The 15,363-nt window shown below is 59.4% G+C and carries 15 protein-coding genes and 1 tRNA gene; 5 read left to right on the top strand and 11 right to left on the bottom strand.

The genetic code is table 11. The annotated features are described in order from the left end of the window. Nucleotides 1–9: 9 nt before the first annotated feature. From BFQ04_RS23490 to BFQ04_RS23445, 10 genes are all read right to left on the bottom strand, one after another. On the bottom strand, nt 10–237 hold the full coding sequence (locus BFQ04_RS23490; RefSeq protein ID WP_065951323.1) for a hypothetical protein: 228 nt from the start codon (nt 235–237) through the stop codon (nt 10–12). Continuing rightward, entirely contained in the window at nt 234–953 is a 720-nt protein-coding gene (locus BFQ04_RS23485; RefSeq protein ID WP_065951322.1) for a lipopolysaccharide kinase InaA family protein, read from the bottom strand. Before BFQ04_RS23485 ends, BFQ04_RS23490 begins: the two co-directional genes overlap by 4 nt. 4 nt (nt 954–957) lie before the next feature. Further along, nucleotides 958–1,638, bottom strand: coding sequence for a class I SAM-dependent methyltransferase (locus BFQ04_RS23480; RefSeq protein WP_065951321.1), 681 nt, complete (start codon nt 1,636–1,638; stop codon nt 958–960). Nucleotides 1,639–1,826: 188 nt separating this feature from the next. Next, the gene (locus tag BFQ04_RS23475) at nt 1,827–3,107 is read right to left on the bottom strand and encodes a sensor histidine kinase (RefSeq protein ID WP_065951320.1); all 1,281 of its coding nucleotides are present in this window, start codon (nt 3,105–3,107) and stop codon (nt 1,827–1,829) included. Beyond that, a complete protein-coding gene (gene colR, locus BFQ04_RS23470) occupies nt 3,097–3,780 on the bottom strand; it encodes a two-component system response regulator ColR (RefSeq protein WP_003208587.1) in 684 nt (227 codons plus the stop codon). The genes BFQ04_RS23475 and colR overlap by 11 nt, the downstream gene beginning before the upstream one ends. Before the next feature lie 399 nt (nt 3,781–4,179). Then, the gene (groL, locus tag BFQ04_RS23465) at nt 4,180–5,826 is read right to left on the bottom strand and encodes a chaperonin GroEL (protein WP_065951319.1); all 1,647 of its coding nucleotides are present in this window, start codon (nt 5,824–5,826) and stop codon (nt 4,180–4,182) included. 50 nt (nt 5,827–5,876) lie between these two features. After that, nucleotides 5,877–6,173, bottom strand: a complete 297-nt coding sequence (gene groES / locus BFQ04_RS23460) for a co-chaperone GroES (RefSeq protein ID WP_017846112.1) — start codon at nt 6,171–6,173, stop codon at nt 5,877–5,879. Nucleotides 6,174–6,422: 249 nt separating this feature from the next. Next, a complete protein-coding gene (locus BFQ04_RS23455; protein ID WP_065951318.1) occupies nt 6,423–6,899 on the bottom strand; it encodes an FxsA family protein in 477 nt (158 codons plus the stop codon). Between the two features lie 66 nt (nt 6,900–6,965). After that, nucleotides 6,966–7,697 (bottom strand): HugZ family pyridoxamine 5'-phosphate oxidase, encoded by a 732-nt coding sequence (locus tag BFQ04_RS23450; RefSeq protein WP_065951317.1) that lies wholly within the window; start codon nt 7,695–7,697, stop codon nt 6,966–6,968. Nucleotides 7,698–7,792: 95 nt separating this feature from the next. Beyond that, the gene (locus BFQ04_RS23445) at nt 7,793–8,800 is read right to left on the bottom strand and encodes a DUF481 domain-containing protein (protein ID WP_065951316.1); all 1,008 of its coding nucleotides are present in this window, start codon (nt 8,798–8,800) and stop codon (nt 7,793–7,795) included. A 130-nt stretch (nt 8,801–8,930) separates the two neighbouring features. Between BFQ04_RS23445 and BFQ04_RS23440 the strand changes: the two genes are divergently transcribed. The 4 genes from BFQ04_RS23440 to BFQ04_RS23425 all read left to right on the top strand — a co-directional run bounded on the left by BFQ04_RS23440 (nt 8,931) and on the right by BFQ04_RS23425 (nt 13,779). Next, nucleotides 8,931–9,308 carry an MGMT family protein gene (locus BFQ04_RS23440; RefSeq protein WP_065951315.1) on the top strand — a complete coding sequence of 126 codons (378 nt, stop codon included), beginning with the start codon at nt 8,931–8,933 and terminating at the stop codon, nt 9,306–9,308. Between the two features lie 43 nt (nt 9,309–9,351). Beyond that, nucleotides 9,352–10,884, top strand: coding sequence for an AmpG family muropeptide MFS transporter (locus BFQ04_RS23435; protein ID WP_065951314.1), 1,533 nt, complete (start codon nt 9,352–9,354; stop codon nt 10,882–10,884). Nucleotides 10,885–11,089: 205 nt separating this feature from the next. After that, nucleotides 11,090–12,805 carry a proline--tRNA ligase gene (locus BFQ04_RS23430; RefSeq protein WP_065951313.1) on the top strand — a complete coding sequence of 572 codons (1,716 nt, stop codon included), beginning with the start codon at nt 11,090–11,092 and terminating at the stop codon, nt 12,803–12,805. A 20-nt stretch (nt 12,806–12,825) separates the two neighbouring features. After that, entirely contained in the window at nt 12,826–13,779 is a 954-nt protein-coding gene (locus BFQ04_RS23425; RefSeq protein ID WP_065951312.1) for a hypothetical protein, read from the top strand. 159 nt (nt 13,780–13,938) lie between these two features. On the opposite strand, the gene dinB is transcribed toward BFQ04_RS23425, so the two are convergent. Beyond that, nucleotides 13,939–14,997 carry a DNA polymerase IV gene (dinB, locus tag BFQ04_RS23420; protein ID WP_065951311.1) on the bottom strand — a complete coding sequence of 353 codons (1,059 nt, stop codon included), beginning with the start codon at nt 14,995–14,997 and terminating at the stop codon, nt 13,939–13,941. Between the two features lie 278 nt (nt 14,998–15,275). Between dinB and BFQ04_RS23415 the strand changes: the two genes are divergently transcribed. After that, nucleotides 15,276–15,352, top strand: a tRNA-Met gene (locus tag BFQ04_RS23415). Nucleotides 15,353–15,363: the final 11 nt, after the last annotated feature.

The raw sequence follows: 15,363 nt of genomic DNA, 5'->3' as shown, positions 1-15,363 counted from the left end.
TCAATCGTTTCAACTCTGCGGCCTCATCGCTTGAGACATCCCGAACATGAATAACAGCAACTCATGATCGGGTTTGGCCGCCACACTGACCTTGGCCACACGTGGCAGCAGGCATTGCCCACCGCCTTGGGGCGCACTGAGTACCTGTGTGCGAGGCTGTTCCCAGGCAGCCAGGGCCAGGGCTGTAACCCCTAGCGCCCCGACCAGGAACAAACCTCGTGCTATTTCTAGCTTCATCTGGTTAAACCCTTGATAGCGCTGCCAAACGCCGTCTCGTAAAAGTAGCTGAGTTTTTTCCAGTCGGTATCATTCCACGACGAATGGCGGCGCAATTGCAGCATGTCATGGGAGGCGGCTCGATAAGCGGTCAAACGCTGGCGACATTTTTCAAAGTCCAGCAGTGCCACTTCAACGTTCACCGCATCGCCCTCGCCGGTTACCCGGACGAAGATGTGCTTGATGTACAGGCAACCATGCTGCCAGCGGCCTTTGTGCATACGCGCCAGGGTAGCGGCCAATTCCTCGAGCAAGCGCTCGTGGACCGCCTCACCATATTGCTCACGGCCACCGGCGGCGTACCAGTTTTCGATTTCATCGAAACCGTCCAGCGAAGCGGTGACCAGCAATGCTTTCCACTGATGCTCGGGGTCGCGTCGCGCCTCGCAGAACACCAACTCCGGCACCCGTACATCCAGCAAGCGCAGGCCCTTGAGGGCATCACGCTCACGCAACACGGTCGGACGTCCAAACGGATGCAACCAACTGCGGTAGATATGACCCGTCTGGCGTTTGCAATAGAGCAATCGCCCGTTGGGACTGATCACCCGCTGTACGCCACTTTCACCGCCACGCCGACGGTTGGGCTCTTCCACCCACTCACCCTGCTGACGCCAGAAAAAATCAAATCGTTCTTCGGGAGCTATATGACTGCCGACTACGCACTCAACTGCCATCCTGTTACCTCTTACGCAATACATAGACTCGCCACATGGCGTAGAGCGGCATGAAGTCCAGGGATTCCTGAACTCGGAAACCGGCCTGCTCGAATTCTGCCTCGACAGTAGCAGCCGGTAACACAAACCGGTTTTGGTAACCTTCCTGCTCACCTTTCTTACGACGCCGCACCTCGGCGCGCCTACGCTTCCAGGCCTTGAAATTGCCATCCACCCACAGCGAGATAATCACGCTGTCACGGCTAACCCGCTGAAACTCCCGAAGTATTGTCATCCTGTGCGCCGGGTCACCGATGTGGTGCATCAAGCGCATGCAGAAAATACTGTCGACCGAGTTGTCTGGCAAATCGATATCAAAGGCGGAAGTCTGCAAAGGGCGTACCCGTTTTACCACTTCCGCCGGCTGGGCCGCCGTGGCGACCTTCAGCATCGACGCCGAATTGTCGGCCCCGATGATCACACGATTGGGTTTCTCGGCCAGCAATGGCCAAAAGCGTCCGGCACCACACGGCAAGTCCAACACCAGGCCCGGCTCACCGGCCATGGCCAGCGCACCACGCGCCAGTTGCTCATCGCGCTTGTGGGACAACCGGCGAGCCAGATTGTCCCGATGCTTGAGCAGGTATTGCCGCGCGTGTTGATCGTCGTACTTTTCTGAAAATTCCAACTTGATCGGGGAAGGCATCTTGAGTCTCCGGTAACTGATGCCTACAACCCTAAGCAGCGAACTGTGATCAACAGGTCAACTCGTTGTGAAAAACTTGTCCTGTCCAATCCCATACATTTCAAGACTTTACAGAAACATTCAGTAGCATCGGGCCATCTTCGCCGAAAAGCAGGCGTCGTGCAGCAGCAAATTGACAGACTGAACGGTCAGGTTCTGACTTGACCCAGTTCCACATGAAAACGGCAGCCATTGGGCTCCATGGTGCTCAGGGTGACGCTCCAGCCCTGGCTTTCACAGATACGCTGCACCAGTGACAAGCCCAACCCCAGACCCTCGCCGCGCTTCTCGCTGCCACGCACGAACGGCTCGAACATCGCTTCGCGCTTGTCTTCAGGAATGCCCACACCCGTGTCCTCCACCACAAAGCCGCTGGGCTCCAGGGTCAGGCGGATAAACCCTTGCTCGGTGTAATGCAGTGCATTGCGCAACAGATTGCCCATCACCGCATGCAGGAACGTCGTGTTGTAGCGTGTCTCCAGCGGGGTACCTGGGCAGTAGATCAACTCAAGGCCTTTTTGCTCGATGGGCCCGCGCCAGATTCCGAGCAGGTCCTCGGCAACCTGGGTCAGGTTGACCTGGGCCGACATGGCGGCATCGTCATGCTTGGCGCGGGCCAGCATCAGAAAAGTCTGCACCAGTTCGCGCATCTCTTCACAGGCCCGGGCGATGCGCTGGACCTGATTACGCCCGCGCTGATCGATCGCCGGATTCTCCAGCAGCAATTCGCAGGAACTGGCCAACACCATCAAGGGTGTACGCAGTTCATGGCTCACATCGCTGGTAAACAACTGTTCGCGAGACAGCGCCTGGCGCAAGCGACCCAGGGTGGCGTCGAACGCCACCGCCAATTCGCCCACTTCGTCGGCCGCATAATCCGGCGCCAACGGTGGCGCAAGTCCAAGCAACTGGTCGCGATGGCGCACCTGGCGGGCCAGGCGCACCACCGGCGCCATCACCTTGCGCGCCAGCACCCAACCCAGGAACACCGCCAGTGCCAGGCTGAGCACAAAGCCCACCAGCACCACGGCAAACAGCACACGCTCGCGCTCTTCGAAATCGCTTTGGTCCTGCAGCAGCACATAACGCCGGCCATCGATCACTTCGACCATGGCATGGTAGGACAGCGACTCGCGAAACACCTCATGAAAGCCCGGGTCCAGATGCCGCAAATCCTTGGGCAGCTCGAAATCGCCGGGGCCGCCGCTGAAATAGAACAACTGGTCAGGCTCGGGCCGATGTCGCCAGTCTTCCATGCTGTCCATCAACAGCAGACGTTGCAGGTCGCCGCCCAGGCCTGCCGAAATCAACTTCTCTTCCACCAGGTGCACGGTCGCGACAATGCCCATGGCGAAGGCCCCCGCCACCAACGCACTCATCAAGGCAAAGGCGATGATGATCCGCTGGGCAAGGCTTTGCTTAAACTCCATCACGGCCCTCGGCCAGGCGATAGCCCACACCGTGTACCGTTTGCAGCAACGGCTTGGCGAAAGGTTTGTCGATCACTTGGCGCAGTTGGTGAACGTGACTGCGCAGGCTGTCGCTGTCCGGGCAATCGTCGCCCCACAAGGCTTCTTCGAGGATTTCCCGACGCAATACGTGCGGGCTTTTCTGCATCAGCACCGCCAGCAACTTCAGGCCGACCGGGTTGAGTTTCAGCAGGCGCCCTTCTCGGGTCACCTCCAGCGTATCCAGGTCATAATTCAGGTCGCCCACTTGCAGGGCACGACGCCCGCCACCTTGGGCACGGCGCAACACCGCTTCGATACGGGCGGCCAGCTCCGACAAGGCGAACGGCTTGAGCAGGTAGTCATCGGCGCCGGACTTGAAGCCCTGCAGCCGGTCGTCCAACTGGTCACGGGCAGTCAGCATGATCACCGGCGTGTCGCGGCGCGCATCTTCGCGCAGGCGTTTGCACAGGGTGTAGCCATCGATGCCAGGCAGCATGATGTCGAGCACGATCAAGTCGTAGTGCTCGGTGGCCGCCAGGTGCAGGCCCGACAGACCGTCCTGCGCACAATCCACTGTGTAGCCTTTGAGCCCCAGGTAATCGGCCAGGTTGGCCAGAATATCGCGGTTGTCTTCAACCAATAAAATTCGCATGGGCAGTGCTCCGTACGCGGTAACAGCCGTGTTGGCTCGCGCAGCTTAAGGCCAAGTGTCGCTCAGGGATAGACCTGCACAGGTCATCGATATAGGTTTTCAACCGATATTTATATTGAACGAGATTTTCACTATAACTTCACAGACTCGCTACGCCAGTGCGTGGAAAATCATCGCCCATTGAAATGAAGATCAACGTGGGAGGGGGCTTGCCCCCGATGAGGGTAGGTCAGTTGATAAATGTTTAACTGACCCACCGTCATCGGGGGCAAGCCCCCTCCCACATTGTTTAACCGAGTACACCGGCCCCCCTCACGGGGCGGCCAGAAGGCCGAAACAACAAAAAACCCCGCCTGCATCACTGCAGGCGGGGTTTTTCAGTAGCCGGGTGAGGCTGGCTTACATCATGCCGCCCATGCCACCCATGCCGCCCATGTCTGGCATACCGCCACCACCTGCGCCTTCAGCCTTTGGCTTCTCAGCGATGGCAGCTTCGGTGGTCAGGATCAGGCCGCCGATGGAAGCAGCTGCCTGCAGTGCGGAACGAGTCACCTTGGTTGGGTCCAGGATGCCCATTTCGATCATGTCGCCGTAGACGCCAGTCGCAGCGTTGTAACCGTAGTTACCTTTGCCGTTCTTGACTTCGTTGACCACAACGCTTGGCTCGTCGCCGGAGTTGGCAGCGATCTGGCGCAGCGGTGCTTCAACGGCACGGCGCAGTACAGCGATACCGACATTCTGGTCAGCGTTGTCGCCGGTCAGATTGGTCAGGGCTTCCAGAGCACGGATCAGCGCAACGCCACCGCCAGGTACCACGCCTTCTTCAACGGCTGCACGGGTTGCGTGCAGGGCGTCTTCAACGCGGGCCTTCTTCTCTTTCATTTCAACTTCGGAACCGGCGCCAACCTTGATCACTGCAACGCCGCCGGACAGTTTGGCCAGACGCTCTTGCAGTTTTTCACGGTCGTAGTCCGAGGAAGTCTCGGCAACCTGGGTACGGATCTGAGCGATACGCGATTCGATGTCACCTTCAACGCCAGCACCGTCAACGATGATGGTGTTTTCCTTGGAGATGGTCACGCGCTTGGCGCTACCCAGGTTTTCCAGGGTGGCGCTTTCCAGGCTCAGGCCGATCTCTTCGGAGATAACGGTACCGCCGGTCAATACGGCGATGTCCTGCAGCATGGCCTTGCGACGGTCGCCGAAGCCTGGAGCCTTGACGGCTGCGACTTTGACGATGCCACGCATGTTGTTCACAACCAGGGTCGCCAGGGCTTCGCCTTCAACGTCTTCGGAGACGATCAGCAGCGGACGGCCGGCTTTGGCAACGGCTTCCAGTACAGGCAGCATTTCGCGGATGTTGGAGATCTTTTTGTCGACCAGCAGGATCAGCGGGCTGTCCAGCTCGGCAACCATGGTGTCCGGCTTGTTGACGAAGTACGGGGACAGGTAGCCACGGTCGAACTGCATGCCTTCTACAACCGACAGTTCGTTTTCCAGGCCCGAGCCTTCTTCAACGGTGATCACGCCTTCCTTGCCGACTTTTTCCATGGCTTGGGCAATGATGTCGCCGATGGAGCTGTCGGAGTTGGCGGAGATGGTGCCTACCTGAGCGATAGCCTTGGTGTCAGCGCATGGCTTGGACAGGTTTTTCAGCTCGGCAACGATCGCGATGGTCGCTTTGTCGATACCGCGCTTGAGGTCCATCGGGTTCATGCCGGCAGCGACGGCCTTGTAGCCTTCGTTGACGATGGCCTGAGCCAGGACGGTAGCGGTGGTGGTGCCGTCGCCGGCGTCATCGTTGGCACGGGAGGCAACGTCTTTGACCAGCTGCGCGCCCATGTTCTCGAAACGGTCTTCCAGTTCGATTTCCTTGGCTACGGAAACGCCATCCTTGGTGATGGTCGGAGCGCCGAAGCTTTTCTCGATGATCACGTTACGGCCTTTCGGGCCCAGGGTCGCTTTTACTGCGTCAGCCAGGACGTTGACACCGGTGAGCATTTTCTTGCGGGCGGAATCGCCGAATTTAACTTCTTTAGCAGCCATGATCGATATTCCTTAAATACTTTGTAGTAACGGGAAAATGAGCGGGAAAATCAGCCTTCCAGTACAGCGAGAATTTCGTTCTCAGCCATTACCAGCAGGTCTTCGCCGTCGACTTTCACAGTGTTGCTGCCGGAGTAAGGGCCGAAAACAACCTTGTCACCCACTTTCACGGCCAGCGCACGTACTTCACCGTTTTCCAGGGTCTTGCCTGGGCCAGCAGCGACGATCACGCCGTGGTTGGCTTTCTCAGCAGCCGAACCTGGCAGGACGATCCCACCGGCGGTTTTCTTTTCTTCTTCGCTGCGACGGATGACGACGCGGTCGTGCAGAGGACGAAGCTTGCTCATTGTCGATCTCTCCTAATTGTGTTTTTCATCGGCCGGTATCAATTCCGGCGGGTTAAATTCCGGCGGTGCCGGTCGCGGCTCGCTGGGCGAACCGCGGAAGTCTGTCTAGTGTCACCACCAGAAACCTTGCGGTGACCGTTACATAAGGGCGCCCAGGCTTATTACAAGGGGCAGCGAACGAATTTTTTTTGTGTGTTGATCAGGAATGAATGCAACACGGCACCCGAAGGTGCCGTGCCGGTGAGGTCTTTATTTGCTGTCGCGGTGTTCGAACTCGCCTTCGATCACATCGCCTTCCCGCCCCAGGGGCTGGCGCGGGGCCGGACCGCCACGGGGTTGCAGGTCTTCGGCAAACGCGCGCTGGCGCATGGCCGCTTCTTCGGCACGCTGGCGCATCTTGCCGGCCAGCAGTTTGCGCGTGACCGGCAGCAGCATCACCAGACCGACCACGTCGCTGATAAAGCCCGGCAGGATCAACAGGCCACCGGCCAGGGCCATCATCAGGCCTTCAAGCATGGTCTGGGCGGGCAGCTCACCGCGGTTCAGGCTTTCACGGGCGCGCAGGGCCGTCGCCAGGCCGGCGACGCGCAGCACCAGAACGCCGAGCATCGAGCCGAGAATGATCAGTAACAGTGCCGGGAAAAATCCGATCGCACCGCTGACTTGAACGAATACGAACAGCTCCAGCACCGGGAACAATAGAAAAAGCAACAAAAAAGGGCGCATCAAATGGTTCCTCAACGCAAGAATGCCTTGCTAGTTCACCTTAGATGACGTCGCCTTTTCGTGAATTCAAGCGCGAACGTCTGATTTTTTCGGCCAGGTCTGCGCGTGAGCCAATGAAACCAGGGCTTCGCGTACTTGTGTCGGTGTGTTGCAAGACTCGGCAAACGGCAACCAGTGCAGGGACTGGCCAATGCGCAGGTGCATGCCTTCGCTGTCGATGCCGGCCAGTTGCGCAGTCTCGGTCGTCGGTAAACCGGCGAGGTCGACGTAATGGGCGATGGCCTTGGCGTGATCGCTGTTCATGTGTTCGATCATGCTGCGCTCGGCCTTGCCCGCGAACGGATTGGCCAGGGTCAGTTGATCGACCCAGTGGATCGCGCCAAACCCACCGATATAACGGTGGCGCACCGGTTTGAGCACCCAGAAATCGAAATCGTGGGCCTGGTGGTAATTGGCCGAGTCAGGGAAGTAGCGGTAGTAGCGCTCGGCAGCGGCTTCGATGCTGGCGGCGTCTTCCAGCTTTTCGGCTTGCGCCAGGTAGGTCAGGCGCCCGACGGCCTGCACATCGTCGGCTTCGCGCTCACCGACCAGCAACGAACACTTGGGGTCGTTCTGCAAATTGTGCGTGTGCTGGGCGATGCGACTGATCAGGATCAGCGGCTGGCCGTGCGCGTCGAGGCAGTACGGCACGACCGAACCGAAGGGAAAACCGGGCATGGCTTTGGACAGTGTGGCCAAGGCCCCACGGTATTCCTTGAGCAACAGCTCTCGGGCGTTCCTGGCAACGTGCGCGCTCACTGTATGACTCCTGGGTTGTTCCGCCGCCCATGGCATATGGGAATGGATCTCAACACAAGGTAATCAATATCCACGCAGGTTGCCAGCGTGTCGCTTTACCAGGCCACACCAAAGCCTGCGGTGTAGCGGGTCTTGCTCAAGCTGCTGTCGGAGTCGCCGCTGATGACATCGCGTTCAGCCTTGAGATTGAGCGACGCCCACTCGGTGACTTTGTAGCGCAGGCCCATCTCGGCATCCAGGGAATAGTCGGCCGGACCGTCCAGCGGCTTGCCCAGCTCGCCGTTGGTGAAGAACTCAACGGTCTTGCCCACCAGGTAGCGGTTGTAGTTCCACTTCATGGCCAGGGAGTAGAAGTTGTCCTTGCCGCCATCGGCGTATTCGTAATCGGTGCGGTTGACCAGCGAGCCGAGGGAGAACGCGCCGAGTTCATCGTCCCAGAACTGATAGCCAGGGCCCGTACCGACGGTGCGTTGACGTGCCAGGTCTTCGACCTTGTCTCGCTTGTAGGTCAGGCGACCCTGCCAGAACCAGTGCTCGGTGATAAAGCGGTCCAGGTCGTATTCCAACGCCCAGTTGTCGGTGGTGGTGACGTCGTCCTGGAACTCGCGGTTGTATTCGCCCTTACCCGTGTGGCGCCACTGGCCGTGACGGGCTGAAGTCTTGAAGTCGATGTCGTAGTCGTTGGTGTCTTTGTCGGCGCGCTTGTAGTCCAGCGCCAGGTCGATGTTGCCCTTCCAGACCAGATCTTCGATCACAGGCTTGGGCTTGAGGATCTGCTGGATGCTGGCCAAGTCCACAGTCTTGGGCGCTTCGCCATTGGCCAGCACGACTTTGCCATCCTCTGCAGGCTTGAGGGACTTGGCCTTTTCGCCGTCGTAGGCGTCCTGCTTGACCAGCAACTCCTGATCGCTCTCCAGGGTTTTCACCTGCTTCCAGTCCACCGGGATCGCCCCGCCGTAGCTGGTCTGGATCAGCAGCTTGCCGCCGTCGAAGACTTTTATCTTGCCGGTCAGGCGGTCACCGTTTTTCAACCAGACGGTATCGGCGAGCAGGGGCGTGGAAGCACTGAGGACAGCGAGGCACAGCAGGGTTCTGGACAACATAAGCGGATACGGGGCTCGGGGTTGGCGAAAAGAAGAGGCTATCGTGTTAGATAGCCTGAACTGACTCAACTATTTATATTGAGTTCCATGCTCGACGCCAAGCTTACAGACGTTTCTCACAAAAACACCGATGTTCTCAACGGACAGCCTCGCAGTGAATGAACCCGCCGACACCCCGCAAAACCCCGCCGAAATGCGCCGCACCGCACTTTACCTGACGTTGTCGCAGGTGCCTGAAGGCTGCGTGGTCAGTTACGGCGAGTTGGCGCACCTGGCAGGCTTGGGGCGCGCCGCGCGCTGGGTCGGACGCACCTTGAGCCAGCTCCCCGCAGATACCCGATTGCCCTGGCACCGTGTGCTGGGTGCCGGTGGTCGGATAAGCCTGCCGCTGGGCAGTGCATCCGGTGACGAGCAACGTGCGCGTTTACGTAGCGAAGGCGTCACTATCCTGAACAATCGTGTTGATATTCAGCGCCATGGCTGGCGTCCGGTAGAGCACAGCGGTTAGAGTGCGCGCTTTGTTTCCGCAAATCTGAGGCAGACTCCAGCCCATGCCCCGTAAAACCTGGCGCGCCGCGCTCGCCGCCTATGCCAGCCCCTCGACGTTAGTGCTGTTGTTGCTCGGTTTCGCTGCCGGCCTGCCTTATATGTTGGTGTTCTCGACGCTTTCCGTGTGGTTGCGCGAAGCAGGCGTTGCCCGCGAGACCATCGGTTATGCAAGCCTGATCGGGCTGGCCTACGCCTTCAAATGGGTCTGGTCGCCGCTGCTCGACCAATGGCGCCTGCCATTGCTCGGAAAACTCGGGCGCCGGCGTTCCTGGCTGGTGCTCTCCCAGTCGCTGGTGATCCTCGGATTGATCGGCATGGGCTTTTGTGACCCGCAAAAACACTTGTCCTGGTTGATCGCCATTGCCGTCGTCGTTGCATTCGCGTCGGCCACCCAGGACATCGCCGTCGATGCCTACCGCCTGGAAATCGCTGACGACAACCGCCAGGCCGCCCTGGCCGCCAGTTATATGTCCGGTTATCGCATCGCCGCCCTGCTGGCCACGGCCGGTGCGCTGTTCTTTGCAGAGGGCTTCGGTTCCACCGGTTTCAACTATAAACATTCGGCCTGGACCGGCACCTATGTGCTGTTCGGCGTGTTGATGGTCCCGGCGCTGCTCACCACCTTGTTCATGCGCGAACCCAACGTGCCGCTGCGCACCCAGTTGCAGGCCGGGCGCTACAGCTTCGCGCATCAGCTGGTGTCGGTGTTCGTGCTGATCGTGCTGCTGGTGTCCGTGCCGGCGATGTTTACCCAGCTGTACAACACTGACTTCGCCAGCGTGCTGTTCGAGGGCGTGAGCCTGTGGGAATTGTTGATGGAAGACCGCGCATTCCTGCGCGCCATCCTCTATATCCTGCTGACTGCGATGTGTCTCTCCGCCATGGGCCGGCGCGGCCTGGCGCCGGTGCTGACGCCGGTCAACGACTTTATCCTGCGCTACCGCTGGCAGGCGTTGCTGCTGCTCGGGTTGATCGCCTCCTATCGCATGTCCGACACCGTCATGGGCGTGATGGCCAACGTGTTCTATATCGACCAGGGTTTCACCAAGGACCAGATTGCCGGGGTCAGCAAGATCTTCGGCCTGATCATGACCCTGATCGGCGCCGGTATGGGTGGCCTGTTGATCGTGCGGTTCGGTATCCTGCCGATCCTGTTCATCGGCGGCGTGGCCTCGGCCGGCACCAATCTGTTGTTCGTGATGCTCGCCGACATGGGCCCCGACCTGCAGATGCTGATTGTCACCATTTCCCTGGATAACTTCAGCTCGGGCCTGGCCACATCGGCATTTGTCGCCTACCTGTCGAGCCTGACCAACCTCAAGTTCTCCGCCACCCAATACGCCCTGCTCAGCTCGATCATGCTGTTGCTGCCGCGCCTGATCGGCGGGTATTCGGGGGTGATGGTGGAGAAGTTCGGCTATCACAACTTCTTCATGATCACCTGCCTGCTGGGGGTGCCGACGCTGTTCCTGATTGCGCTGCACTGGTTCCAGGAAAACCGCCGCGCCCGGTTGAATCCACCTGCAGAAGACTGAAATGTGGGAGGGGGCTTGCCCCCGATTGCGGTGGGACAGCTGAGTATCTCGTCGCTCAAACACCGCTATCGGGGGCAAGCCCCCTCCCACATTCGGATCTTCTACAGTCAGTCAGATCCCCCGCAATGTCACGCCTGTACTCCAGCAGCAACCGCCCGTACAATCCCAAGTCATTTCAAGTCCAAGCAACCGACAACGGCCTACCATGCGTACCAGTCAATATTTGCTCGCCACACAGAAAGAAACGCCTTCCGACGCGGTTGTGATCAGCCATCAGCTGATGCTGCGCGCCGGCATGATCCGCAAACTGGCCTCGGGCCTGTACACCTGGCTGCCCATGGGCTTGAAGGTGATGCGCAAGGTCGAAGCCATCGTTCGTGAAGAAATGAACGCCGCCGGCTCTCTGGAAGTGTTGATGCCGAGCACCCAACCGGCTGAACTGTGGCAGGAATCCGGACGCTGGGAAGAGTACGGCCCCGAGCTGCTGCGCTTCAAGGACCGTCATGGCCGCGATTTCTGCGCCGGCCCGACCCACGAAGAAGTCATTACCGACCTGATGCGCAATGAGTTGAGCAGCTATAAACAATTGCCGCTGAACCTGTATCAGATCCAGACCAAATTCCGTGATGAGATCCGCCCACGCTTCGGTTTGATGCGCGGCCGTGAATTCATCATGAAGGACGCCTATTCGTTCCATGCCGACCAGGCGTCGTTGCAGGCGACCTACGACCGCATGCACCAGGCCTACTGCAATATCTTCACGCGCCTGGGCCTGAAATTCCGCCCGGTTGAAGCGGACAACGGCTCCATCGGCGGTGCCGGCTCCCACGAGTTCCACGTGCTGGCCGAATCCGGCGAAGACGACATTGCGTTCAGCAATGGTTCGGACTACGCGGCGAACGTCGAAAAAGCCGAAGCCGTACCGCGCGAAACCTCGCGCCCGGCGCCGGCTGAAGAGCTGCGCCTGGTCGATACCCCGGACACCAAGACCATCGCGGCCCTGGTGGAAAAATTCAATCTGCCGATTGAAAAGACCATCAAGACCCTGATCGTGCGTGCCGAAGAAGAAGGCAAGCTGATCGCCCTGGTGATCCGTGGCGACCACGAGCTCAACGAAATCAAGGCGGCCCAGCAGCCTGGCGTGGCAAGTCCGCTGGTCATGGCCACCGATGCCGAACTGCGCGACGCCATTGGCGCCGGCGCCGGTTCCCTCGGCCCGCTGAACCTGCCGCTGCCGATCATCATCGACCGTTCCGTCGAGCTGATGAGCGACTTCGGTATCGGCGCCAACATCGACGACAAGCACTACTTCGGCGTGAACTGGGAGCGCGACCTGCCGGTTCCGACGGTGGCTGACCTGCGTAACGTCGTGGCCGGCGACCCGAGCCCGGATGGCAAGGGCACCCTGGAGATCAAGCGCGGCATCGAAGTCGGGCACATCTTCCAGCTGGGCAACAAGTACAGCAAGGCGATGAAGTGCGAAGTACTGGGCGAGAACGGCAAGCCGATCACCCTGGACATGGGCTGCTACGGCATTGGCGTTTCCCGTGTGGTCGCCGCTGCCATCGAGCAGAACAACGACGAGAAAGGCATTATCTGGAGCGACGCGCTGGCGCCGTTCCAGGTTGCGCTGGTGCCGTTGCGCTATGAAACCGAGCAAGTACGCGAAGCCACCGACAAACTGTATGCCGAACTGACGGCCGCCGGTTTTGAAGTGCTGCTCGATGACCGGGACAAGAAAACCAGCCCGGGCATCAAGTTCGCCGACATGGAGTTGATTGGCATCCCGCACCGGATCGTGGTCAGTGACCGCGGCCTGGCCGATGGCAATCTGGAATACAAGAGCCGGACCGAAGCCGATGCCCAACCGTTGCCGGTGGCTGACGTGCTGTCTTTCCTTCAGGCGCGTATTCGTCGCTGAAAACCAGATCAAGAGAAGTCATGTTCAAGCGAAACACCAGAGCCCTGGGGGGCGCCGCCTTGTGCGGCGCCCTGCTGGTCAGCGGCTGCGCCAACCAGATGTCGCAACGCAGTGAGCACGAGGAGCGGGTCGAGCGCAAGTTGCTCGACCACAGCCTGCAGATCGATGTGGGTGAGCCCAAAGTGCTGGAGCTGCCGCAACGTCGGGTTCGGATTCACGAGCAAAAGACTTTCGAGGTCACCGAATTCGAAGTCACAAGACGTTACGACCGCTACACGCCCTACCAGCCCTGGCGCAAACTCTATGAGATGCCACTGGGTGCCGTTGCGTTGGTGGCCGGCGCGGGGGCCAATGTGGCGAATATCTTCGCCCTCGGCAACCTGCCTGCCAGCATGACGCACGATTGGCTGAGCTACGGCGTGGACGGCATCAACCCGTTCATGAACGTGCAATCCCACGGTCGTGCGCAGCAGAACCTCGCGGCTATCGATGAAGTGCAGCGTGACAAGCGCTTGGAATATTCGAGCCTGCCCTGGAGCGAACGCCCGGTACAGGTCACCGCCGGCAAACAGACCCATGAACTGACCACTGACCGCGACGGCGTCCTGCGCCTGAACCTGTTGGACAGTCCGTTTGCCGAGCAGGACCTGAACCGCGTCACCACCTTGAAGATCAGCGTGGAAGACGGCCAGGACGATGTGCACACGGATTCGACCCTGGCGATCAGCAACACCCTGCGCGGCAAATTGCTGGAAGCCCATGGCCTGATCTATGACGATTTGGAAGACGACGAAGTCAACCAGTGGGTGCACCGGGTCAAGCGCCTCTCGGAGCTGGGCCTGGAAGAAGAAGCCAGCGAGCTTGAGCAAAGCCTGATTGAACTGACGCGCAACGATCCGGAATTGCAGCAGGAGTTTTTGCAGGCACTGGCCAAGGATGCGGGGCGACTCGTCGCAGATCCTGGCCCACGCTGAGTTTTCAGACCGTTCAAAGATCCAAATGTGGGAGGGGGCTTGCCGCCGATTGCAGTGTGTCAGTCAGTACATCTGACACTGACACCCCGCTATCGGGGGCAAGCCCCCTCCCACATTTGGATCTCTCTCATTTTTTAATCCCGGGTTCTACCAGGGGTTCTACCAGGACAACTCGAGCTGTTCGTTGCCGCTGCTCAAATCCAGCAACCTCACCCCGATCCCCAACAATCGCACTGGTTTCCCACCACGGTTGAACGCCTGGGTCATCAGCTGTTCATAACTCTGCAGATCCCGACCTGCCCCGGCCTGCTCCAGGGTGGTCTGGGTGAAGTCATGGAACTTGACCTTCACGAACGGCTTGCCTGCCCGGTAGCTGCTGTCGATACGCGCCATGCGCCCAGCCAGGGTTTCCATCAACTCAGGCAGCTTGGCCAGACAGCTGGAAAGATCCGGCAAGTCCACATCGTAGGTATTTTCGACACTGATAGATTGCCGCCGACTGTCGTTCTGCACCACGCGGTCATCGATCCCACGGGCAAGGCTCCAGAGACGCTCCCCGAAACTGCCGAATTCGCGCACCAGCGCCAGCTTGTTCCACTCACGCAATTGCAGGCAATCCTCAATGCCCAGGCGCGCCAGCTTGTCGGCGGTGACCTTGCCCACTCCATGCAATTTACTCACCCGCAACTGCGAGACAAAATCTTCGATCTGGTCCGGGGTAATCACAAACAGGCCGTTGGGTTTCTTCCAATCGCTGGCGATCTTGGCCAGAAACTTGTTGGGCGCCACGCCGGCAGACACGGTGATGTGCAACTGATTGGACACACGCCGGCGAATGTCCTGGGCGATGCGCGTGGCACTGCCGCCAAAATGCGGGCTGTCGGAGACGTCGAGGTAGGCTTCATCCAGCGACAACGGCTCGATCAGGTCGGTGTAGTCGCGAAAGATCGTCTGGATTTCCTTCGACGCTTCTTTATAGGCATCCATACGCGGCTTGACGATCGTCAGGTCCGGGCACAGCTTCAACGCGTGACGCGATGACATCGCCGAGCGCACCCCGTAAGCCCGCGCTTCGTAATTGCACGTAGCGATCACCCCCCGCCGATCTGCCGAGCCACCGACAGCCAAGGGTTTTTGCGCCAGGCTCGGGTCGTCGCGCATCTCGATGGCGGCGTAGAAGCAATCACAGTCGACGTGGATGATTTTGCGCTGCGTCATATAAACGGGGTGTGAATCAACGGGTGGCCAGTATCGCATTCACCCCTGTATATAGCACCAGTAGTTTGAATCTTCCGCCTGAGCGGTAGGAAATATCCAAGATGAATTGGTTTTCTCAATCGAGTTCGACCTTCCAATAGAGCTGAAAGCCCTGGCCTGACTGGCCCCGCGCCCTTCGCAAGCCTGCCTTGGAGAGCTAACCAATTGAACCACAAGCGCTTTTGTTCGATTTTAGGGTTGACACACTCGCGTTCCTCTGTAGAATGCCGACACACAGACGCGGGATGGAGCAGTCTGGTAGCTCGTCGGGCTCATAACCCGAAGGTCGTCGGTTCAAATCCGGCTCCCGCAACCAAACATCAAAAA

Origin of the sequence: Pseudomonas sp. 37 R 15 (assembly GCF_900004865.1) — a bacterium.
In the GTDB taxonomy this organism is placed as follows: Bacteria; Pseudomonadota; Gammaproteobacteria; order Pseudomonadales; family Pseudomonadaceae; genus Aquipseudomonas; species Aquipseudomonas fluorescens_AM.
Note: the sequence above shows the minus strand (reverse complement) of the source record. Positions and strands in the feature narration are given on the sequence as shown.